Annotated in this window: 19 protein-coding genes; 9 read left to right on the forward strand and 10 right to left on the reverse strand. The window is 62.1% G+C overall.

All coding sequences use genetic code 11. The features are described 5' to 3' along the window. Nucleotides 1–2 precede the first annotated feature (2 nt). Nucleotides 3–500, forward strand: coding sequence for a cyclic pyranopterin monophosphate synthase MoaC (moaC, locus tag SIC17_RS06525; RefSeq protein WP_412546744.1), 498 nt, complete (start codon nt 3–5; stop codon nt 498–500). Next, nucleotides 497–1,690: a gephyrin-like molybdotransferase Glp gene (gene glp, locus SIC17_RS06530; RefSeq protein WP_412546745.1), complete on the forward strand. Its 1,194-nt coding sequence runs from the start codon at nt 497–499 to the stop codon at nt 1,688–1,690. Before moaC ends, glp begins: the two co-directional genes overlap by 4 nt. 58 nt (nt 1,691–1,748) lie before the next feature. On the opposite strand, the gene SIC17_RS06535 is transcribed toward glp, so the two are convergent. Beyond that, nucleotides 1,749–2,732, reverse strand: a complete 984-nt coding sequence (locus SIC17_RS06535) for a GlxA family transcriptional regulator (RefSeq protein ID WP_412546746.1) — start codon at nt 2,730–2,732, stop codon at nt 1,749–1,751. A gap of 109 nt (nt 2,733–2,841) precedes the next feature. On the opposite strand from SIC17_RS06535, the gene SIC17_RS06540 reads away from it, so the two are divergent. After that, a complete protein-coding gene (locus SIC17_RS06540) occupies nt 2,842–3,231 on the forward strand; it encodes an MAPEG family protein (protein ID WP_412546747.1) in 390 nt (129 codons plus the stop codon). A gap of 139 nt (nt 3,232–3,370) precedes the next feature. Continuing rightward, a complete protein-coding gene (locus SIC17_RS06545) occupies nt 3,371–4,813 on the forward strand; it encodes an SLC5 family protein (protein WP_412546748.1) in 1,443 nt (480 codons plus the stop codon). On the opposite strand, the gene SIC17_RS06550 is transcribed toward SIC17_RS06545, so the two are convergent. From SIC17_RS06550 to SIC17_RS06575, 6 genes are all read right to left on the reverse strand, one after another. Next, nucleotides 4,810–6,750, reverse strand: a complete 1,941-nt coding sequence (locus tag SIC17_RS06550) for a beta-galactosidase (protein WP_412546749.1) — start codon at nt 6,748–6,750, stop codon at nt 4,810–4,812. The two genes, SIC17_RS06545 and SIC17_RS06550, sit on opposite strands and share 4 nt — an antisense overlap. Continuing rightward, nucleotides 6,750–8,807 (reverse strand): alpha-galactosidase, encoded by a 2,058-nt coding sequence (locus SIC17_RS06555; protein ID WP_412546750.1) that lies wholly within the window; start codon nt 8,805–8,807, stop codon nt 6,750–6,752. Before SIC17_RS06555 ends, SIC17_RS06550 begins: the two co-directional genes overlap by 1 nt. Further along, nucleotides 8,804–9,781, reverse strand: coding sequence for a UDP-glucose 4-epimerase GalE (gene galE, locus SIC17_RS06560; RefSeq protein WP_291896655.1), 978 nt, complete (start codon nt 9,779–9,781; stop codon nt 8,804–8,806). Before galE ends, SIC17_RS06555 begins: the two co-directional genes overlap by 4 nt. 2 nt (nt 9,782–9,783) lie before the next feature. Next, nucleotides 9,784–10,794 carry a galactokinase gene (gene galK, locus SIC17_RS06565; RefSeq protein WP_291896657.1) on the reverse strand — a complete coding sequence of 337 codons (1,011 nt, stop codon included), beginning with the start codon at nt 10,792–10,794 and terminating at the stop codon, nt 9,784–9,786. After that, nucleotides 10,794–11,861 carry a hypothetical protein gene (locus SIC17_RS06570; protein ID WP_291896659.1) on the reverse strand — a complete coding sequence of 356 codons (1,068 nt, stop codon included), beginning with the start codon at nt 11,859–11,861 and terminating at the stop codon, nt 10,794–10,796. Before SIC17_RS06570 ends, galK begins: the two co-directional genes overlap by 1 nt. Before the next feature lie 240 nt (nt 11,862–12,101). Then, a complete protein-coding gene (locus tag SIC17_RS06575) occupies nt 12,102–12,794 on the reverse strand; it encodes a hypothetical protein (RefSeq protein ID WP_291896660.1) in 693 nt (230 codons plus the stop codon). Nucleotides 12,795–13,062: 268 nt separating this feature from the next. On the opposite strand from SIC17_RS06575, the gene SIC17_RS06580 reads away from it, so the two are divergent. The 5 genes from SIC17_RS06580 to SIC17_RS06600 are packed head-to-tail and all read left to right on the forward strand — an operon-like array spanning nt 13,063 to nt 18,447. Continuing rightward, on the forward strand, nt 13,063–13,299 hold the full coding sequence (locus SIC17_RS06580) for a hypothetical protein (RefSeq protein ID WP_291896662.1): 237 nt from the start codon (nt 13,063–13,065) through the stop codon (nt 13,297–13,299). A 3-nt stretch (nt 13,300–13,302) separates the two neighbouring features. Further along, nucleotides 13,303–14,535, forward strand: a complete 1,233-nt coding sequence (locus tag SIC17_RS06585) for a polysaccharide biosynthesis/export family protein (protein ID WP_291896664.1) — start codon at nt 13,303–13,305, stop codon at nt 14,533–14,535. Continuing rightward, the gene (locus SIC17_RS06590; protein ID WP_291896666.1) at nt 14,532–16,001 is read left to right on the forward strand and encodes a GumC family protein; all 1,470 of its coding nucleotides are present in this window, start codon (nt 14,532–14,534) and stop codon (nt 15,999–16,001) included. The genes SIC17_RS06585 and SIC17_RS06590 overlap by 4 nt, the downstream gene beginning before the upstream one ends. Further along, entirely contained in the window at nt 15,956–17,257 is a 1,302-nt protein-coding gene (locus SIC17_RS06595) for an O-antigen ligase domain-containing protein (RefSeq protein WP_412546751.1), read from the forward strand. Before SIC17_RS06590 ends, SIC17_RS06595 begins: the two co-directional genes overlap by 46 nt. 47 nt (nt 17,258–17,304) lie before the next feature. Continuing rightward, on the forward strand, nt 17,305–18,447 hold the full coding sequence (locus tag SIC17_RS06600) for a glycosyltransferase family 4 protein (RefSeq protein WP_412546908.1): 1,143 nt from the start codon (nt 17,305–17,307) through the stop codon (nt 18,445–18,447). 16 nt (nt 18,448–18,463) lie between these two features. Here SIC17_RS06600 and SIC17_RS06605 read toward each other — a convergent pair whose 3' ends face one another. The 3 genes from SIC17_RS06605 to SIC17_RS06615 are packed head-to-tail and all read right to left on the reverse strand — an operon-like array spanning nt 18,464 to nt 21,664. Continuing rightward, nucleotides 18,464–19,459: a glycosyltransferase family 2 protein gene (locus tag SIC17_RS06605; protein ID WP_291896675.1), complete on the reverse strand. Its 996-nt coding sequence runs from the start codon at nt 19,457–19,459 to the stop codon at nt 18,464–18,466. Beyond that, nucleotides 19,456–20,391 carry a glycosyltransferase family 2 protein gene (locus SIC17_RS06610; RefSeq protein ID WP_291896677.1) on the reverse strand — a complete coding sequence of 312 codons (936 nt, stop codon included), beginning with the start codon at nt 20,389–20,391 and terminating at the stop codon, nt 19,456–19,458. Before SIC17_RS06610 ends, SIC17_RS06605 begins: the two co-directional genes overlap by 4 nt. Further along, nucleotides 20,384–21,664 (reverse strand): oligosaccharide flippase family protein, encoded by a 1,281-nt coding sequence (locus SIC17_RS06615; protein WP_412546752.1) that lies wholly within the window; start codon nt 21,662–21,664, stop codon nt 20,384–20,386. The genes SIC17_RS06610 and SIC17_RS06615 overlap by 8 nt, the downstream gene beginning before the upstream one ends. Nucleotides 21,665–21,701 lie beyond the last annotated feature (37 nt).

The following is a 21,701-nucleotide window of genomic DNA, read 5'->3' on the forward strand; positions in this document are numbered from 1 at the left end:
TCATGTCTTCCAATTCCGGCCTGACACACCAGGACAGTGATGGCCGTATTCGCATGGTCGATGTCGGCGACAAGGCAGTGACCACGCGCACGGCCATCGCCCGCGCGCGGATCAGCATGGCGCCCTGCGCCTTCCGGGCCATACGCGAGGGTCAGGGCCCCAAGGGTGACGCGCTGCAAACAGCTGAACTGGCCGGCATCATGGCCGCCAAGCGCACATCCGACCTGATCCCGCTCTGCCATCCCCTCCCGCTGACGAAGGCCCATGTAAGCATTGAGCCTGTGGAGGGCGAAACGGCTTTTGAGGTCCGCGCCCAGGTTCGCACCGACGGCAAGACAGGTGTCGAGATGGAGGCGCTGACGGCAGCATCCGTTGCAGCGCTTACCCTCTATGACATGGCCAAGGCGCTGGACAAGTCGATGACGATTTCCCAGGTCCAGCTGGTCGAGAAGACCGGCGGCAAGTCCGGGGATTTCAAACGCGACGAGGTCGCTGAATGATCCCGGTCGACCAGGCTCGCGAACGTATTCTCGATGCGCTGAAGCCAACCACCATCATCTCCCTGCCCTATGCTGAAAGCCTCGGGCGTGTGCTCGCAAAACCGGTAGTGGCCGCGCGAACACAACCTCCCTTTGATGCCTCAGCGATGGATGGTTATGCCGTGCGCTCCCGGGACATGACCGGAGAGACCAATACACTCACCTTGCAAGGGGAGTCCGCGGCCGGTCATTCGCTCGGCCGCGCGATTGCTCCGGGCACCGCCGCACGCATCTCGACCGGAGCGCCGGTTCCGGCCGGGGCTGACCAGGTCGTGATCCAGGAGAAAACCGAGCGTGAGGGTGATCAGCTCACCCTGCACGAAGCCGCACGTCCGCACGCCAATATCCGCAAGGCCGGGATTGATTTTTTTGACGGCGACACACTGGTTCCCGCGGGCCTGAAGGTTAATGCCGACATGATCGCGCTGGCCGTCGGTGCCGGACGGGTCTCGCTGGACGTCCATCGCCAGCCGAGAATCGGCATCCTTTCCACCGGCGATGAGCTGGTCGAACCTGGCGAAACCACCGGGCCGGACCAGATCGTCAATTCGGTCTCAAAGGGCCTCGCCGCCCTCGTCAGCGCTAGTGGATGCGAGCCTGTCTATCTGGGCATCGCCCGCGACAACCCGCAGAGTGTTCATGATCATTTCGAAGACGCGAAAGGCCTGGACCTGCTCGTCACCATCGGCGGAGCATCCGTGGGCGATCATGACCATTTGCGGCGCGTCTTCGCAGAAGAAGGGGGCGCGCTGGATTTCGAGAAAGTCGCCCTGAAGCCGGGCAAGCCGACCTGGTTTGGCGAGATCAGGGGCCTGCCGGTTCTTGGCCTCCCGGGCAATCCGGTCTCCGCGCTCGTCGTCTCACGCCTGCTGCTTCAGCCCGCCCTGGCCCGACTGAATGGCGAACACAAAAGCCCGGTTTTCATCCCAGCGCGCTGTGCCGTCGACTTGCCGGAGAACGATCACCGGGAAACCTATCTGCGCGGACAATTAAATCCGGACGGCAGTGTGGAACCGCTGCGCAACCAGGACTCTTCGGCGTTGTCGGCGCTGGTTCGGGCCAGCTGTCTGATCCGCCGTCCCATAAACGGTCCGGCCGTCCATCCCGGCGGAGCCGTGGACATTCTGGTACTGGAAGGTCGACAGGCCTGATTTTGCGCCTCACCGGGGTACTCGTAGCGGATATGTGACTTGCGAGCGGAGCGCCGTTTCAACCCCATTTGAACTGCTTTCGATACTGAGTCGGCGAGAGTCCGGTTCTGCGCGCAAATGCCTTGCGGAAGGCATTCTCGTCGGAAAATCCAACCAGAGCGGCGATTTGGGTAATGGAGGCATCCGCATCTTCCAATAACGGCTTCGCCAGGTCGATACAGACGCCCTGAATATAGGCCTGGGGTGTGAGGCCTGTGACCGCTCGGAACTTGCGCAGCATCGTACGCGTACCAACGCCCAGATACCCCGCCAGTTCGTCGACGCTGACATCACCCCCCTTGCGCGACCGGATCCAGCGATCCGCTTTCTCGATCATCGGGTCTCGCGTCCTGGAGTGCGTCGGCACGGCATATAGACGTTGGGATTTCCGGCCGCCATCCACGACGAGGTATTTGGCGCAAAGCCGGGCGACATTCAGTCCGGAGTAGCGCCCGATAAGATGCAGCGCCAAGTCGAGAGACGACGCGCCGGCCGCCGAGGTGATCAATTTGCCCTCGTCAACCAGAAGGTCATCGTCTGCAAGCTGAACGCGTCGAAACTCTGATCGAAAATGATCTGCCATCCACCAAGTGGTCGTTGCGCTCCTTCCGTCCAGGAGACCAGCCTGTGCCAGGATGAACGTACCTGTGCACGCAGCGGCAATCGTGCCCCCCGACTGCGCAAATGCTTGCAGTTGGCCCTCAATACCCTTGTGCGCGCTCAATGCAGCGTCCAGCTCCTCCGTACTGTCGGCGCCTATTCCAGGCAGCAGGAGGACATCGAACTCGCCGCGGGTCAAAGGTCGGGTTTCTCCCACCAGTTCATGCCCGCTGGAGGAAACAACATTGCCTTTGGCCGGGGAAATGATCCGCGTCTCATATTGCTCCGCCGCCAGACCCAGTTGCCGAATGACCTTGTTGGCCGTGCTGAAAAGGTCAGCCGGGCCATGCACTGAAAGTGCGACACACCCTTCGAGCGCGACAATCCCTATCTTGATCGACATTCGAGCCCCAGACTGACGGATATGAACTATTTTATGTCAAATCCGACTATATCCTGTGCGTCCCGATTGGCCAATCATTCTGCCCACATTCACCGTTGAAAGGCCGAACATGACAATTGAATTATGGACTTTGCTGATGGTCTGCGCTCTGGCGCTATTCCTGTCGAGCGTGCCGCTGTTCCGGGCCATGCGCCAGCAATGGGGCTTCAAGGCCATGCTGGGTAATCGAGAAGACCTCACGCCGCTCACCGGCTGGGGTGGACGTGTCGTGCGCGCCTACGGCAATACCGTGGACAATATCGTTTTCTTTGGTGCGGTTGTCATCGCCGCCCACCTCGCCGACGTCTCAAATGAAATCACGGCCGCTGGGGCGCTGACCTTTCTCGCCTGCCGCTTCATCTACGCCATTGTGTACATGCTCGGGGTCCCGGTCGTCCGCACAGTCGCCTATCTCGGCGGCGTAATCGGAACGCTCATAATCGCCTCACAGTTGCTCTGATCATCCAATCCGGTGCTGTCAAACGAGAGAGACAAAGCAACCCGCGCCAGCGGAAACCAAACGTCCGGGCACGGCATTTACGACCACTCCCTTGTATCACCGGGCGAAATTCTCCACCGTGTCCTCCGGGGAGATCATGATGACAGAAAATCTTGCGCTGAATCCGTTGCAGATCGGCATTTTCCTGGTTCTGACCTTGGCCGTTGGTGCGCTGACCTGGTGGCGCGTGTCCGCCATGAAAAAAACCACAGGCGCCGACGATGAATGCGAGTACTTTCTCGCCGGCCGCAGCCTCGGCTGGATCCTGGTCGCCGGCTCGATCACGCTGACGAACCTGTCGACCGACCAGCTGGTCGGGATGAATGGCAACCAGATGCTGCTGCTGGCCTGGTGGGAGCTTGCCGCCGTCGCCGGCCTGGTCATTCTCGCCTTTGTCTTCCTGCCGATTTACTACAAGAACAATTGCCGGACGACGACCGAGCTGCTGGGACAGCGCTATAACGACAAGAACATCCGGGCCTTGATCGCCTTCCTGTTCCTTGCAGGCAATGTCATCGTCTTCCTGCCGGTCATGCTCTATACGGGGTCGCTGTTCCTGAAATCCATGTTCGGCGTGGACTGGCCGATCCTCGCCTTTGCCATTCCGCTCGCGTTGATCGGTTCGGCCTATGCCATTTTCGGCGGTCTGCGTGCCGTCGCCGTTTCCGATGCCATTTCCGGTGTTGGTGTGCTTGGCGTTGCGGTGCTGGTCGTGGTGCTGGCCCTCAAGGCAATCGATTTCGACCTGTCCGACATTCCCGCCGAGCGCCTCACCCTGATCGGTGACAATGACTCGCCGATCCCGTGGCACACCCTGCTGACGGGCATGATTTTCATCCAGATCTTCTACTGGAGCACCAACCAGACCATCACCCAGCGGGCCATGGCAGCCAAGAGCCTGAAGGAAGCCCAGAAAGGCGTCATCGCAGCGGCGGGCATCCGCCTGCTCATCGTTCCGGCGATCGTCGTCATCCCCGGTATCGTCGCCTTCAAGCTGTTCGGTGATGTCGGGGATGCCGCCTACGGCCAGATCGTTGCTGCCGTCCTGCCGCCCTGGCTGTCCGGCGCGTTTGCCGCCATGATCGCGGCAGCGGTGCTGACGAGCTTCAACTCGGTGCTCAATTCCTCAACCACACTCTACGTGCTGGATATCCACGAGACCTATTTCGACTCCACACCCAATGTCGGCCGGATGAACATGATCATCACGCTGGTCTTTGTCGGCAGTTCCATCGCGCTCGTCCCGATCTATCAAAGCGCGGAAAGCATCATCAACCTGGTCCAGCAATTGTTCGGCCTTTTGTCGATGCCTATCCTGTCCGCCTTCATCGTCGGACTGGTCTTCCGCAATGTCGGTGCCGGTGCCGCGATGACGGGCGTCCTGTCGGGGACCGCACTCTATGCGATCTTCACCTTTGCCTGGACACCGTTGCACTACATCCACCTGATGCTGATCACCCTGGTCTGCTCGATCAGTATCGCGCTGATCTTCAACCGGGTCGTGCTGGGCAATCGCGAGGAGTTTGTCGGCCTGCCGCGCTAGATGCGCCAGGCCGCCACGCCTGCAGGCGCAAGCTCGCTAGCGCCGAGCACATATTCGGCGCCTTCGGGCGCCGTGCCCTGCAGGCTGACCGGCTCCGGGCCGTAGTTGAAGGCAAAACGCAATCCGCCCAGCGATCGCAGGCGCACATCCTCGTGCACCGGCATGATGGTGATACCCGCCTCCCGGCAAAGATCCGCCAGCACCCGTCCGAGGAGCTCGTCCTCCGGCCATCCGGCCAGATAGGAGAAACGGCTTTCCTGGATCCAGAACGGTGCGCCGTCGGCATAACACGCCCGGACCGGCGATGCCGTCTCGGCGGCTTCGCGCCAGCGCTGCACGCCATGTGCCTGACCGTCGAGATCAACACGCTCTTTGATCCCCGCACGCAGGCTTTCAACCCGGGTAATTTTCAACGCCATCAGATCCTGCAATGGCCCCGGGGCCAGATTGGCAGGCAACTGGAAGCTCTGAGTCTTCGACCCGCTGCGACACAGCATCAGGACCTGCCCGGAACAGGATTTAAGCTGATCCAGCAGAGCGTGTTCAACATGCGGCAGTCCCGGCAGCACAACGAGCGCGTAGCCGGACAGGTCGCTCTGCGGAGAAACGATATCCACATCCAGCCCCAGGCGACGCAGGACCGTATAGGTCTCGAACGCTTGGCGTAGCAGGTCGAGCCCCTGCCCCTGCGGCTGCGCCTGGTGGATCCACTGCCCGTCATAGGACCAGACCAGCGCGACCGGCGCCTGGCGTGTTGTCTCGTCGGAAATCAGTGTCACATCCCGCGCGACCTCGGCGGCCTCGGCAAAGGCGGGAGCCGGTTCCGCATCGACACGCAACAGCCCGGCATGCATCTGCTCCTGGGCAAACGGACATTGTCGCCAGCGGAACCAGCTGACCAGGTCCGCGCCATGAGCCAGCGCCTCGAGGCTCCACAGGCGGACCATGCCGTCCAGCGGTGCCGGATTATTGGGCGCCCAGTTCACAGGCCCCGGCTGCTGCTCCATCACGCCCCATTTGCGCGAACAGCCGCGATAGAGATCGTGGTGAAACGCCTGGAAGTCGGGATGACCCTGGCGCAGATACCGCTGTTTCTCGGCGTCGGAGAAGGGCGAGATATCGAGGAAACCCAGCGGATAGCTGTCCCAGGTCGCCACATCGATGTCCGAGCCCATGGCATGGTGGTCAAAGGCCGTAAACCCGCCCATGAAGTTGTGGGTGATCTCGCGTCCAGGGCTCAGCCGTCGCAGGATCTCGACCTGTTCGTCATTGAAACTGCGCACCTGGTCGGAACTGAAGCGCTGGAAGTCCACGACGTGCGACGGGTTGGGCTCCGTGACCGTCCCAAGCGGTGGATCGACCTCGTCGAAGGACCTGTATTCCTGGCTCCAGAAGACCGTACCCCAGGCCGCATTCAAAGCGGCAACGTCGCCATAACGCCGCGCGAGCCAACGCCGGAACGCCCGGCGCGCATTTCCGGAATAGCTCTCGATCGTGTCGTGACAACCGTATTCATTATCCGTCTGCCACATCGCCACGGCGGGGTGCTCGCCATAGCGTTCGCCCATGGCCGTGACGATACGGCGGCACTCGGCGCGATAGGTCTCACTGGAAAAACAGTAATGGCGACGCGAGCCGAAACCGCGAACCTGGCCCTGCGCATCCACCGCAAACATGTCCGGATCGCGATCCACCAGCCATTTGGGCGGTGTTGCCGTGGGCGTCCCCAGGATGACCTTCAGACCGGCCGCGGCCAGCATGTCGATCGCGCGGTCAAACCAGGCCCAGTCATATTGGCCCGGTTCCGGCTCGAAACGCGACCAGGCAAACTCGCCGATGCGGATAAGCGAGAGGCCCAGCCCGGCCATCTGTTGCGCATCCTCGGCCCACCGGCTTTCCGGCCAGTGTTCGGGATAATAACAAACACCCAGACGCATCAGCCTGTCCTTTCAATGTGTATCAAACGCCCGGTCAGCGCTCGGCCCGGATCCAGATTGAGCCCCTCATTCATCAAACCTGCGCCGGAGAACGCCCCCAGCGGCCAGTGGGTCGGTGTGCCGTCCAGCGCGATTTCGCTGAGGCTATATCGAGCCGCCGGGTCCAGCCCAGCCAGACGCAACCGGGATTGCAGCGGGCGCATCGGCGTCCCGACCCGCATCACCCGCAGCAGACCCTGACGGCCATCATCCGCGCGGACCAGCTGGACATCCGGGTCCGTGTCCGGTTCGGACAGGTTCAGCAAGTCCCCCGCATGCATCCAGTCGCGATGCTGTTTGTAGATCTCGATTCCGCGGATGAGCACGCGCCTGTCATCCTCCGAGACCTTCTCGGGATCCGCTTCGATACCGAAATGTCCGAACAGGGCGGCCAGCACCCGAAACGCCATGGATACCTGTCGCCCGGTCATCGGGTTCGGGCTGGGCCCCACATGGGCGCCCAGGCGTTCGTGCGGCATGACCAGGCCGGCGGCGCGCTGGATGTTCAGCCGGTCGATCGCATCCGTCGCATCGCTGGTCCAGAACCGGTCGGTTCGTGCCGCGATCCCGGCATCAATTCGCCCGCCACCACTTGCGCAACTCTCGATCTCGACCGGATAGCGCGCGCGCAAGCGGTCCAGCAGCCTGTAGAGCCCTTCGGTCTGGGCCCCGGCGCGCACGACGCCGTCCCGGGTTGCCGGATAGAGATCACGATTACAGTCCCATTTGAGATAGGAGATGGCATAACGATCCAGAAGGTCCGAGATGACCGTGAACAGGTGCTCGCGAACCGGTTCCAGCGCCAGGTCCAGGACCAGCTGGTTGCGCCCGGTTGCCAGATCCGTCTCCGGCCATCCCAGCACCCAATCAGGATGCGCGCGATAAAGATCACTGTCCGGGCTGACCATTTCCGGTTCCAGCCACAGGCCAAACTCCATGCCCCCGGCATGCACGGCCTTGATCAGCGGGGTCAGCCCGTCGGGAAAGAGGTCCGCATCGACAGTCCAGTCACCGAGGCTGGTCTGGTCATTGCGCCGCCCCTTTAACCAGCCATCATCCAGCACGAAGCGCTCGGCCCCAAGCGCCGCAGCGCCCTTGACCAGGCCGATGCAATCGGCTTCTGCGACACTGAAATAGCGCGCTTCCCAGGTGTTGAAATGCACCGGCCGCCGCAGCGATCGGCCCTGTCGTCTCTGGCGCGCGTGCAGGCGCGTACTGATCCCGTTCGACCCGGCGCCGGACCGGGTCATCAGCGCGGCAGGCAGATCCAGCGTCTCGCCGCTGCGCAAACACGCCTCTCCGGGCAGGAACAGGCGTTCGGCGAGAACCTGCCCGCTGCCATCAGTCGCCCGTTCTGCGGCCAGCCGGAACGGACCGCTCCAGGCCAGATGCACGGTCAGCCAGCGCCCGTGCGCAACACCGGCATTCGTCTCGGTCAGGCTGAGCGTGGGCCCACCATCAAATCCGGGACGCCCGCTGCGCCCCGATTGCTCGATCCGCCCCGCCGTCCAGCGATGCGTGACCGGATGACCCTCACGCCCCCAGGCTCCGGCATGTGTGCGCACCTCGCTCGCCCAGTCCGGCGCCGGAAGCAGCAGGCTCGCAGCGCGCTGCAGGGACAGGGTGTGCGCCCCCGTATTGCTGACCGAGCCTTCCTGAACCAGGACATCGCCATCAAAACGGAGCCGCGTTCGGACCGTCAGGCCGAGGGCTGCGTCCTCCGCCGTCAGAAGGATCTGCCCGTCCTGTTCAATCAGTTCGGGCTGGCCCAGGCGGATCCGGCGGTGCGTTGCTGTGCAATGACCTTCCACCTGGCTGATGCCATGAAAACCCCGCCCGTGTTCGGGCAGGAGCGCCGGCCCCACCGCTATATCCGGACTGGCAGGCAGGCACTGGAAGCCCGGTGCAGCTGCCATCTCCTCCTCCGCCTGCGGACCGAACCAGGTCAGATGGGCAAGCCCGTCCTCGCCCTGATCAATGATCAAGGACAGCGTGTCGCCGAGGATGCGCGCGCTCACAGGGACCAGTCCTTGCGATGGAAACGCCAGGCATCGGCGACGATCGTTTCGATATCGGAACGTTCCGGATTGAAAGCCAGCAGGTCGCGGGCGCGCTGTGTATTGGACGAGAGGATGGCCGCATCCCCTTCACGACGGGGGTGCAGATTCAGCGGAACGGGAAGACCCGTCACCTTCTCCACGGCGTCAATCACCTGCTTGACGGAAATGCCCTCGCCCGTACCCAGGTTACAGGCAAAGCTCTCCGCGCCGGAGAGGAGGCGGTCGACGGCCGCCAGGTGACCGGTCGCCAGATCATCGACATGGATGAAATCGCGCACACACGTACCGTCCGGGGTCGCATAGTCATCCCCAAACAAGGTAAATTCCGGCAACAAACCCGCTGCGGCCTTCAGGGCGTTTGGGATGAGATGGGTTTCAGGGTCGTGCTTCTCGCCGATTTCCGCGCTCGGGCTGGCTCCCGCAGCATTGAAATAGCGCAGTGCCGCATACCGCAGGACCCCGGTGTGGCTGAGATCGTCCAGCGCCGTTTCCACTGCGAGCTTGGTACGGCCGTACACATTGCCGGGCTTGCGGCTCTCGGCCTCGGTTATGGGGACAATCTCCGGCTGGCCATAGACGGCGCAGGTTGATGAGAAGACAATCACCTCGCAACCATGACGCTGCATGGCGGCTAAGACGCTGAGCGAGCCGGCAAGATTGTTGTCCCAGAAGGCCAGGGGTTCGCGCTCGCCAATACCGACCTCGATGGAGGCGGCAAAATGCATCACGGCATCCGGCTGATGGGTGGCAAAGGTGTGGTCCAGCGCATCACCATCACGGATATCGCCCTCGACGAGCGGTCCCCAGCGCACGAAATCCCGATGCCCGGCGGACAGGTTGTCGAAGACGACGGGGGTATCGCCCCGGGCGGCAATCGCCTTGCAGACATGGGAGCCGATATAGCCCGCCCCACCCAGCACCAGGATCTTCATGCTCAACTCCCTATCTCGCAGACCAGGCGGGCCGCCGGGTGGTTGTCCAGCACGGGCTGGAACCAGTCCTGCCCGACGCCTGCCGGCTTGAGCACCACGATACAGCCGCCAAAGCCGGCCCCGGTGATGCGTGCGCCCGGTGCCCCATGCGCCAGAAAATCCGCCACCAGCCGGTCAATTTCGGGGTTAGAGACGTCGAAATCATCGCGCAACGAGATGTGCGAAGCGGTCATCAGACGCCCGAACGTCTCGGCCTCTCCCGCCTCGAGGGCCCGGATCGCTTCAAGCGCACGCCGGTTCTCGCTGATGACGTGACGGGCAATGGCCTGGTGCTCCGGGTCGAGCACGGACAGGTCGGTGGCATCACACAGCCATTCCTGCTCCAGCTGGTCCGCGGCCTCCAGACATGCCGTTCGCCGCGTCTTGTAGCGCCCGTCGGCCAGTTTGCGTTGTACACCGGAGTGCAGGACTGCGAACCGCCACCCGGATGGCAGGTCAATCGTCTGGAGGGACAGGGTGCGGGTATCCAGCGCCAGGGCTTCTCCCGGACGGGTATGGGCGACGGCCATCTGGTCCATGATACCGCACGGCACGCCGATAAAGCGGTTCTCGATCTCGCGGGCCAGGACCGCCAGCTCAGTGGCGTCCGTGTCTGCCGGCGCCAGCGCACGCAATACGCCGAGGGTCACGGCAGCAGAGGATGAAACGCCCGCGCCTGCAGGAATGTCGCTGGACAGCTCGGCCCGCGCCCCACCCCTCAGCCAGCCTTTGCGGCGCGCGCACTGCAAGGCGCCAAATACATAATCGGCCCAGTGACCACTCGCCCGGGCATCCAGCTCGGCTTCGGCCAGCCCCTCGAACTGGGCGGATCCAACAATATCGCGCGTGCCGCCGATTTGCGTGACCTCAATCGCCACACCCAGGGGCAGTGCGGCCGGCAGGACCCAGCCACCGTTGAAATCGACCCATTCGCCAATCAGATTGACGCGCCCGGGTGTCCAGCTCTTCGCCATCAGACGGCCTCTCTCAGGGCGGCGGCAGCGGCCTCGGGATCGACGTCGACCGTGAAGACGCCCGTCGATTGCTCGACACCCGCGAGGTATTTCAGGCGCCCCGCCGAGCGCATCAGCGGGTAGAACTGGACGGAGAACTGGTATCTGCCGCAGGTCTCGGCAGGCGCGGCATGGAAACTCATCATATAGGGCATCGGCTCACCGAAGAGCCGGTCGTAACGCGCCACGACATCTCCGAGCAGGCTGGCCAGTCCCTCGACCTCTTCCGCCGAGAACAGCCAGGGACCTGGCGCGCGTGATCGCGTGGAAATCCAGACCTCATAGGGAAAGCGGGACCAGGGCGGACAATGCGCCGTCAGTCCGCCCGCGTCCGCGACGGTGAAGGCCCCACCCCAGCTCATCCGGTCCGCCTCCAGATCATACCCACCAGCGAACCCGGCCTCGGCGCGTGCCTGCGGCCCCGGCACCTCCGGGAACGCATAGATCTGGCCATGCGGATGATGCAGCGTCACGCCCACGGCCTCGCCGCGGTTTTCGAACGGCAACACATAGGCCGCACCCGCGTCGAAATGTTGCCGGTATCTGTCGATGATGGCCTCGATCAACAGGATGCGGCGATCCTGACCAAGCGTGGCAAGACTGCCTTCATCCTCGGGCGAAAACACGATCACCTCGGCCTGCCCCGTGGCCGGCCGGCTCAACCAGCTCGCCTCGGAGGGTTGCGGCGCAAGAGGATGCAGGCTGGGAAATCGGTTGCCGAATACGGCGAGCTCAAATTCGCTGAACGGGATCTCGGTGATCGGCGCACCGGGCCTTGCCGGCGCCAGCGGATTGGCGGCTTTTGAAGGTTTGAAGGTTCTGGCCTGGCGGTGTGGCGCGAACAGTGTCCATTCCTGCCGCAACGGATGAAACCGCATCTCCGACCGGGCGGAAACCTCGTCCTCGAACTCGGGACCGGGCTCGCCCTGGTGGGGGGTGTAGCCGTAAAGGCAGAGCTGGCGCCCGTCGGTTTTTTGGTGATCGCGGCGATAAATCTGACGCGCGCGTCCCTGCAGCTTGGTCTGCATTCTCACTACCCCATCCAACCCGACAGGATTTTGAGCGCTTTACGAGCTTCAAATCAACGAAGAAACACCGGCACCAAACTGGCAACCCAGAGAGCGGGTGCAGGAGTGTGTTCGTTCCGCTCAATCGTCGGACACGACTTCGCAAGCACCGAAGACGCGAGGAAGAAACCGCCAGTTCATGGAAAGAGACCAGACCTGCCGGTCTGAGTGGCGAGGATGTCAGGCGAATACTGACAGGACTCAATGCTCACGATTGTCGCTTGCCGAACAGGCCAGTGCCCAGAACATGAGCATAAGACCCATCATTTCGAGTGATTCCTCCACGGTTGCGAGCAAATCCCGCTTGAGATCGACCACACCGGACCGATCAGGGTCGATCGTGGCGATATATTCACCAGCGATGAGTTCAACGCCGGCTGCTCCGGAGACATACACTGAACCGGCGACCAGCAGTGCCAAAATCAAGCGCCTGTTCTGACGAACAAGCCAAGGTAGGAGCCTCCATCCAGCCAGTGCAGCCGCAGCCGCATAGGGAAGCGGCCACGCGGCGTACGGCAAAAACCCAGACTCGATGTAATAGTGTAATGCCGCGTCTACCCGCTCATGAATTGATGCAAATTCATCAATCGCGAGAAACAGAAGTATCGCCGCTATCAAAACCCAGCCGGAGCGGTCAATCTCGACCAATCCGTCGTTACGGGCGTGGAAGAATGCCAGCATCGACCCGCCAAGAAGCAGCAAGACCGAGTACAGGGTGGGCAAATTCTGCTCGCGGTCGAAGTGAAACAGGGTGACCAGGCCCCACGCATCTCCAATGTCGAGCCGGTGAACAAGCACCAGTGCGGCCGCGTTTCCTAGCAGCAAAACGCACCAGACAAGCACCACGCACTTCATGACCGGGACGACTGGAAGGCTGATGGTGATGTGACGCATGGGCTGTCCTCTCGCTATCTACCTGTGACGTTTCAAACACCAGACCGTTCCCACAACTCTCTGATATTGTGTAATTATGTCGAAATCCGGCTATGGCACATCCAATTTCTTTTGCATTTTGCAAAAGCCTTTCTCGCCATTTGCGAATTGCAACACGCATATCGCATCACACCCCACGAGGGATAACTCTAAGTATTTATTTTAATTGATTTATTTGCCCACATAATGCTGGCCCGCGACTTGCGACCTCCAAGGGCAGGAGGCCAAGATGCGCAAAGACTTCAAACTATCCTCGCCCAACCAGATCCGGGCATTCGACCGGGCACTGTTTGATTATCTGAATGTGGTTTTCGAGCGCCCGAACCCGCGCAGCGTGTTTGTCGAAGCGCGCAATGAGGGCAGCGAGACGGTCAAGACCATCGATTGCAATTGCCCGCAAACGGCGATCGAACTCGCCAACCACATCGCCAGTGCCCTGGCCCAACGCTCCGCTGGCAGGGCTTGATCGATGAAAGCGCTGCTCGCTCTCCCCCTGGCCCTGACTCTGGCATCCTGCGCTACCGCGTTCGAGGAACCGCGCAATACTGTCGACCTGACAACCCAGGCTTACACCACCGCGCGGCGCCCGATGACCAACGTCGCGGAGGTCCCGCTGCGCGGGCAGGGCCGCTATGGAGACCTGGCACGCTGCGCGGATGCAGACCTGCCGATGTCCACCGTGGAGGGGCTGAGCTACGCAGCAAGTTCGGTTCTGGATACTCCGCCCCTGTCGCCCGGTGACATGCTTCGCCTGAGCGTCCCGGCCGGCGAGATGTTCAACGGAAGTTACATCATTGCTGCTGATGGACATTTGTCCGTGCCGCACCTGCCGCCGGTCCCCGCAGCCGGGTTCTCGGTGGAGGTTGTTGAAGCCTTGCTGGCGGAAATGTTTATCGAGGCCGGCTTGTATCGCGCCGGTTTTCTGCAGATTGATCTGGATGTGGCCCAGTGGGCCCCCGTCCAGGTCTATGTATCGGGCGCAGTTTTCCAGCCTGGAGACCAGTTCCTCAACGACCGGCAGGCCGATGCCGTACAGGGTACGCGTGTTGACGCCCAGGGCGACATCTCGTCGGGTCGTACGCTCATCTCCGCCCTGTCCGCGGCCTCGGGCTTGCGCCCGGATGCCGACGTTCGACACGTTGTTCTGGTCCGCGATGGTCAGCGCCAGATCTACGACATGTCCGGTGCATTCAGCGGCCAACGGGTCATGGACCCGCTGCTGGCCGCCGGTGACCAGATCCACGTCCCCTCGCGAGGATGTTTCCAGGAAGCGCTGGCTCGACCGAGCCGGGTTACCATACCGGGCATTCGCGTGTTCATGTCAAACCTGACGACCCCGGCCTCGTCGAACTCCCAGTCCGCCATCAACCGCGACACAACCAGCCTGCCCTACGGAACCCGGTTCCTGCAGGCCCTGGTGACCGCCAACTGTGTCGGCGGCACGCAGGCGACCAACGCAGACCGCTGGGCCGTCCTCATCTCCCGCAATCCGGTAACCGGCGAAAGCGAAGTTATCGCCCGCTCGATCGAGGGCCTGGTTCGCCGGGCAGATCGCGATGCGTTCAACCCCATTCTTCTGCCCGGGGACGCCATCGCCTGTTACGACTCTCATGTCACCAATGTTCGCGACGTGATCAGCGCCTTCAGTGGCGTCCTGAACCCCGCGATCAACTTGACCATTCTCAGCGGAGCGTCCCGATGAAACGACCGCTGATCCCGAACCCGCCAGAGCCACCGCCGCGCGACACTCCTCGAACCCTGCTGCGCGACGCGGACTTCGCCACCGCCCGTTCGTCCCTCCTAGGGCGGTTGGTCGTCGGCTCTGGCGGACCCCGCCGGTGGCTGCGCTATGTCATGGTTCTCCTGATCGGCGCCCTGTTTTTCGGCGGCACTGCGAGCTTCTACTACCTGACGACTCCAAAGACCTATGTTAGCGGCTTCACCCTGATCCTTCCCGGATCCGGCGCGGGCGCCAACGTAAACCTGACAGAGCTGGGGCAAGCGACGACCGCGACCTCGTCCGCGTTCTCGAGTACGTCACTGAGCCCGACCGAAAACTACAAGCGCCTGCTGCAATCTGACCGGATCCGCGGAGCCGCGGCCCGGCTCGCCAATGTGCCGGCTGAGGATTTTGCCACCACGCGTGTCAGGCTGGTTGACCGGACTCCGCTGATCTATGTCCGACTGACTGAAAATGATCCGGAAGGCGCGCTCCACGCCGCCAATGCCCTGCTCACGGCATTCCAGAGCAATCTCGACGCACTGCGCCAGGAGGAGCTGGATGCCCGCGATCTTGCCTATCGTGAGAGCCTGGCCGGGTATGAACGCAATGTCGTTGCAACGCGCCAGGCCGTGCTGGAATTCCAGGCGGAAAGCGGCCTCATCTCGATTGAACAATACCAGTCGCTGGTGACAGAAACAGACGAGCTTGAACGCACGCTTGATGTCGCCATCAACAACGCACGCGCACTGTCTCGCCGCTCCGCGCGCCTGGGCGAGTTGATCGACCTGCCCGAGGACGTTGCCGCGCGCGTACTGGTATTGCGCGGCGATGCCATCTTCGACGCCCTGCTTGCGCAATTGTCCGAAAGCGCGACTCTGCTGGCCGGCTTTGAAAACATGTACGGCCGCAATCATCCTGAAATGCGGGCAGAGACAGAACGTCATGCCGGACTGTTCGATGCCCTGAATGCGCGGGGCGAAGCCCTGCTCGGGGCAGCCGGGTACGGCCTTCTGCGTCTGGCCGAAATCCAGCTCGATGACGAACGCGCGGAACTGCTGCGCCAGGTCGTGGACCTGTCGGCGCAGGCAGAAGGTGCGCGCACGGAAGCCCGTTCGCTGCAGGACCGGCTGATCCGCAACGAACAGCGTGTCGAACAACTCGCTCCGGTCGCAGCTCGCCTGGACGCCCTGCTGCGCGAGCACCAGGTGGCCGAAACGGTTTTCGCCTCCGCCCTGGCGCGTCTGGACACGTCCCGTGCCGATGTCTTCGCATCCTATCCTCTGGCGCAGTTGCTGGAACCGCCAGCGCGCCCGGATCGCCCGTCATCCCCCTCCAAGAAAATCGCTGCCCTCGCAGCAGTCGGAGGCTTTTTCCTCTATTGCATGGGAGTATTGCTGCTGTGGCTTCGCCTGCCGCTCATCCGCGCGCTGTGGAAGATTATCTAGTCGCGCTTGCACTCGCCGCGACCTGGCCGGTCTACATGATCGGAGGACTGTATGTCCTCGGCCCGGTTCTCGGTGTTTGCCTGACCGCGATTGTCCTGGTCCGCAAATATGTCAGGACACCCACAACCCCGCGTCCCGCACCGCCCAACATTCCAATCGGTGTATGGATCTGGACGGCCGGCATGGTGGTCATGCTGATCGCACTCTGGGTCGGCCACTGGAGCTTCGAGCTGTCGACAGGGCAGACCATCAAGTCCTCCATCGGATGGGCAAAAGGCTGGGCCCTGTTCGCGATGTTCACCCTCGCCGGCGCGTGCCTGGACATTCGCTTCGAAACCATCCTGAAGGCGGCAGGCTTGACCTCGCTGATCACCCTGCTCCTCACGCCCGTCCTCTATGTCGCTCCGATGGTTGGACTTCCTGAAGTCCTGTTTGTCTCCCCCTTCCGTTTCGTTGGCGGGCCAGGGCCCGAATTCTTTGCGGTTCAGCTGTATTCCATCGACCCGATGGATGGATTGCCGCGCTGGCGCTTCTTCACACCCTGGTCCCCGGCGGCTGGATTGATCGGCAACCTCTACCTCATCCTCGCCCTGGAAGACCGTCGAACGTTCTGGAAAGTCACGGGCGTCCTGGCAGCCCTGGCCATTATCATCCTGTCCAAATCCCGCCTGGGGCTGTTGACGGCGGTCATCGTCTGGCCGACCGCTTTCGGCGTCTCGCAATTGCGCAGAAGCATCCTGTGGCTTGGCGCAGCAGTTCCCGCATTCCTGGCCGGTCTGTTCTCGCCCTTCATCCTTACCCAGCTCAACGCCGCCTATGCAGGCCTGCGTGGCATGCGCGCGAACTCCAACCGCGTTCGGGAAGCACTGGGTCGGATCGCGATTGATCGCTGGTGGAATGAAGCTCCTGTCTGGGGACACGGTGTCGTCGAGCGCGGACCGCATCTGGTCGAATACATGCCCATCGGCAGCCACCACACCTGGTTCGGATTGCTGTTTGTGAAGGGGGCCGTCGGCGTTGCAGCACTGGCCCTTCCCCTGCTCTGGAGTCTGCTGGAGTTTGCCCTTTTGGCCCTGTCCAGCAGAATTGGACGCGCTGCGTTCGCAATCACCCTCCTGCTCGCCCTGTTTACGATCGGTGAGAACCTGGAGATCCTCACTTATCTGTTCTGGCCGGGCATGGTCGTAATGGGGCTTGCAATGCGCGAAGCCTCGGAAAAACGCACGTCGAATTCATTTGAGAGGCCCACGACATGAGCCACCCAGTCCGTCCGTTGCTGTTCGTTCCGCGTTATTGGCCGGGCATGGGAGGAGCTGAACTGCACTCCCGCCGCCTGGCACAGGAACTCGCCCTCCAGGTTCCGATCGAAGTCGCCCGGTGCTGCGATGAAGAGGCACGCCCAACTGACCTTGCCTTTGCCTACGCCGAACCGCGATGCGTGCGCGACGATGACATGCTGGTTCACACCATCGCCCCCGCAAATTCCTGGAAGGGCGGTATTCGGCTCCTCGCTGAAGCGTCGAAGCGGTCACGCATTGCCAGGGGTGTTTATGGCCACCTGGCACGCCGCCTCGCCCGATCGAGTTTTCAAAACATCGCCGACGGAGCGACCGTTGCGCATGCAATCTACAATGGCTTCACGCCCGGCGCCCAGGCACTGCAGGCGCTCGGCAAGCCGTTTGTCTGGACGCCTCTCGCCCATACAACCAAACCGACCGGGACCGCCTGGTCATCACCTCAGTTTCGCGCACTGTATCGCAAGGCGGATGCTCTCATCGCCATGACTGATTTTGAGCGCGAATGGCTGATCGGTCAGGGAGCGTCGCCATCGCGCGTCCATGTCTGCCCCATGGCGCCCTTGTTCGCCGAAGATGTCCCCGAACCTCAACGGTTCCGAGAAAATCACGCCCTGGGCGAGGACCCCTTCATTCTCTTTCTGGGCCGCACCGCGCAATACAAGGGCTATGGCACCGTTCTGGAAGCAACGCCCCGGATCTGGGAACAACACCCGACCGCGCGATTTGTATTCGCCGGCCCGGTTACATCCGAGGCAAGCGCGCTGTTTTCCCAACATCAGGATCCCCGCATCCTAGTGACTGGCCCGCTCACAGACGCCGACAAGAAGTCCGCGCTGGCAGCGTGCAGCCTGGTATGCGTCCCGTCGACCGAAGAAAGCCTCGGCGTCGTATATCTGGAGGGCTGGTCGTTCGAGAAACCGGTGATCGCCGCCGATATTCCTGCCCTGCAATCCGTAATCGAGTCCGGCAAAGACGGCCTGCTCATCGAGCCCTCCACGCTGGCTGTCGCCAACGCGGTCACTGAGTTGCTAGGCCGCCCGAGCTGGGCTGCCGAATTGGGCAAGAATGGCGCCCGTAAGGTTGAGCGCCAATATAACTGGGCGTCCATCGCGGACGCCCATCTGAAAATCTACCAATCTGTGATCTGACACTGGCGGCTGGCGCCTAGTTTGCAGGCGCTGCACCCGGCAAGGCGATTGCCTCGAGCTGCGCGAAGACAGCTTCCGGCATAATCCTGAGGGCGATCGCCGCCAGAAGTGTTGTTGCCGTTTTCACCGGTTCGCGAAGCAGTGCGACCGGTGCCTTCATCAGAGCCCTGGTTGTCAATTTCAATGCTAGACCCCGATCGCGCATCCGTACGGCTCGACGCGCGAGATAACGAAGCTGGAACGCTTCAGCGGCCGCCTCCCAGCGACGTGCGAAATGCGGCGAAATCCCTCGCACCTTGTTGCGAACGTACAGCCAGCTGTCGAATTGCGCCTCGATATTGGCCGAAAGCCCGCCCGCATTGACACGATAACCGGTGAGAGCTCCCGGGATGCCCTCAAACTGCCAATCAGTCTGCAAGGCGATGCGCAACCAGCAATCGATATCCTCAGACTGTTTCAGACGTTCATCGAACCATTCCGTTTCTCCTGCAAACCGGGAAGAGGGTTGCGCAATGCTATCAAAGACCGCGCGTCTGATAACGGGCGTGGACCCATTACTCACCGGGTTTCGCTGGAAAATGTCGCGCGCCGAGATATTGGTCAGCCGAGGGCGCTGTTCCATGCCCAGGGGCACGCCCCGCTCATCGATCAGCTTGGCCCCGGAAAAACTAACGCCCACGTCCGGCCTCTCGCGCAAATGCTCCAGATGCCGCTCCAGCTTCTGGGGGTGCCACAAGTCATCCGAATCCAGGAAGGCGATGATCTCCCCACGGGCATAGCGAATTCCGCTATTGCGTGCCCCTGCGAGCCCCCGATTTTCCTGGCTGATGATACGAACCCGCGGGTCAATGAACGCCCGGCAAAGCTCGATTGAATTGTCTGAACCGCCATCATCAATGATGAGTAGTTCAAGATTCTCATAGGTCTGGGCCAAGACACTCTCGACCGCCGCCTCGACATATCTCTCGACATTGTAAACAGGCATGGCAACAGAAACGATTGGAGAGGTCATCGTACATACTCCTTGATACGGGGGATGGGCAGAAACATGGCCAGCGCTGCCAGCAGGGTCAGGCCGACGCGCCACGGCATTCGGCAAAAGATCAGAGGGTCCGCAGAACAGGCTCGGGCAATCAGCGCCAACGCTGTTGCCGGCAATCCGCTTCTCAAAGCCCGTCTCGCCTGGTTGCGATGGAAGTCCGCGACCAGCCCACGCCAGATCGGGTCCACCAGTTGCGGCGCAATGGCCCTGGCCCGGGCCATGAAAAGGCGCCAGCTCTTGGCGGTCAGCGCGAGATCGGCGGAACGCGACTGGTCCGACACACGATAGTCCAGCAACACCCGATCAATACCTTCCAGCGTGAACGAGGTTTTGCTGGCCACCCGGAACAGGAAATCCTGGTCCTCGATATGCGCCATGCGCGGGTCGAAGTCGCCCACCTGCTCGATCACGCTCGTTCGCACAACGATATTCGATGTCGTGCAGACCGGGTTCTCGGACAATAATTGTGCCGGCGTGAGAACATCAAAATGTGGCGTCGGTCGCCGCGCGGCCTGACCATCCCCGTCCAGCAACGCAACACGCGTGTAGACCACACCGACATGCGGGTTGCGGCTGAAGTGCGCCAGACACGCCCCCAACCGATCCCTATGCCAGTGGTCGTCTGCGTCAAGGAAGGCGATCAACCGACCCCGCGACAACTTGATCCCCACATTGCGAGCAGCAGCGGGACCCGCGTTCTCCTGCGCGGTTACCCTGATACGCTCATCCAGCGCCTCCAGGCCCAAAGCGATTTCGAGCGTGTCATCAGAGGAGCCATCATCTACCAGGATCAGTTCCCAATTGCGGAATGTCTGTGCTTGAACCGAGAGCACGGCTTTGGTGATCGTCGCCCGTGCGTTGAAGACGGGCATGACCACTGAGATTGTCGGATGACTAATCATGGATTTGGCTCCTTTCGAGACGTGAATGAGGGCTGCGGGCGTTGAGTGTCAGGACGGTGGGATAAAGAGCCAGCGCGATCAGGGTCGCTGCGAGCGCGAGCGCGATGGCGGCGGCGACCAGACCGATCTGGGCGCCCATCAGAATTGCCCCCAGGCAGACGGCTGTTGAGGCGAACACGGCGAGAAACTCAAACCGGGGCAGGCCGGATGCGCGCAGCAGCAGCGCACAGGCATCGGTCAGGAGCTTGGCAGGCCCGCTCAGGCAGAGAACAGCGATCAGGGGGATGGCGAAAGACCATTCCTCGCCAAAGACCAAGGGGACATAGAAGGGCACCGCAGCGGCCTGCAGCAGGAAAACACCTGCCAGAGGCGCCGCAACAGTCCGCAGGCCCTCGCGGAATGCCGCGACTGCCGACCCGGTGGCTCGAATGGCCGCGCAAAGATTGGGATAAAACGCGCCATTGAAGGCTGTCGACAAGGCCGATGAGAGGCCTAATCCGGCGTTGAAGGCGAAGTAGTAGACCCCCAGCAACTCAAGCCCGCAGACCGCACCGATAATCAGCTTGTCAACGTGAAGTCGTGCTGCATTGAGCAATTCGGATCCCAGGACCGGGGCTGCGAAAACCACCAGCTTGCGCGGAGATGAGAAACCAGCGCTTCGGTCCGGACGCCAGGGCCGCCCCCACATCACTCCAATCAACCACAGTGGAGCGGTCAGGAGTTTCGGCAGGACAATCGCCCACGGCCCGAAACCGGTAAGCGCAAGGCCCGCGGTCAGTATATTGTCCGTCGAGACCTGGACCGCATTGACGGTCGCGAGGCGCGACATGCGCTGCTGACGCTGCAGCATCCACCCGTGCGGAACACCCGCCGGCATGACCAGATAGACCCCGGCCAAACAGACGATCATCAAGGCGACCTCGCCCGACCCGGTCGAGCGCGCGACGATACCGGCCACGAGCACCTGCACGCCTGTCAGAACAAGGCATGTCGCCCATCCAGCCAGATGAGCCGTGCGCATCAGCGCCGGCAAATCGTCTTCATCTGCGGCAACAACTGCTGCGCCGATACCGTTCTGGTTGAACACCCGTACGAGCTCGAACACGGTGATCGCCACAGCAGCCGTGCCAAACTCAATCGGTGTGAGCATGCGCGCCAGACAGATCGCTGCGAGGATCCGGGTGACGCGGGAGACCATTTCAGCGGACGCCAGCCAACCAACATTCCTGAGCAAGGTGTGCGAGCGGAGTCTGTCTACCACCAACTGGATCATGAAAGTGTCCTTTCGTTGATCCTGAGGTTTCAATTCC

This window comes from Maricaulis sp. MIT060901, from assembly GCF_047123815.1.
Lineage (GTDB): Bacteria > Pseudomonadota > Alphaproteobacteria > Caulobacterales > Maricaulaceae > Maricaulis.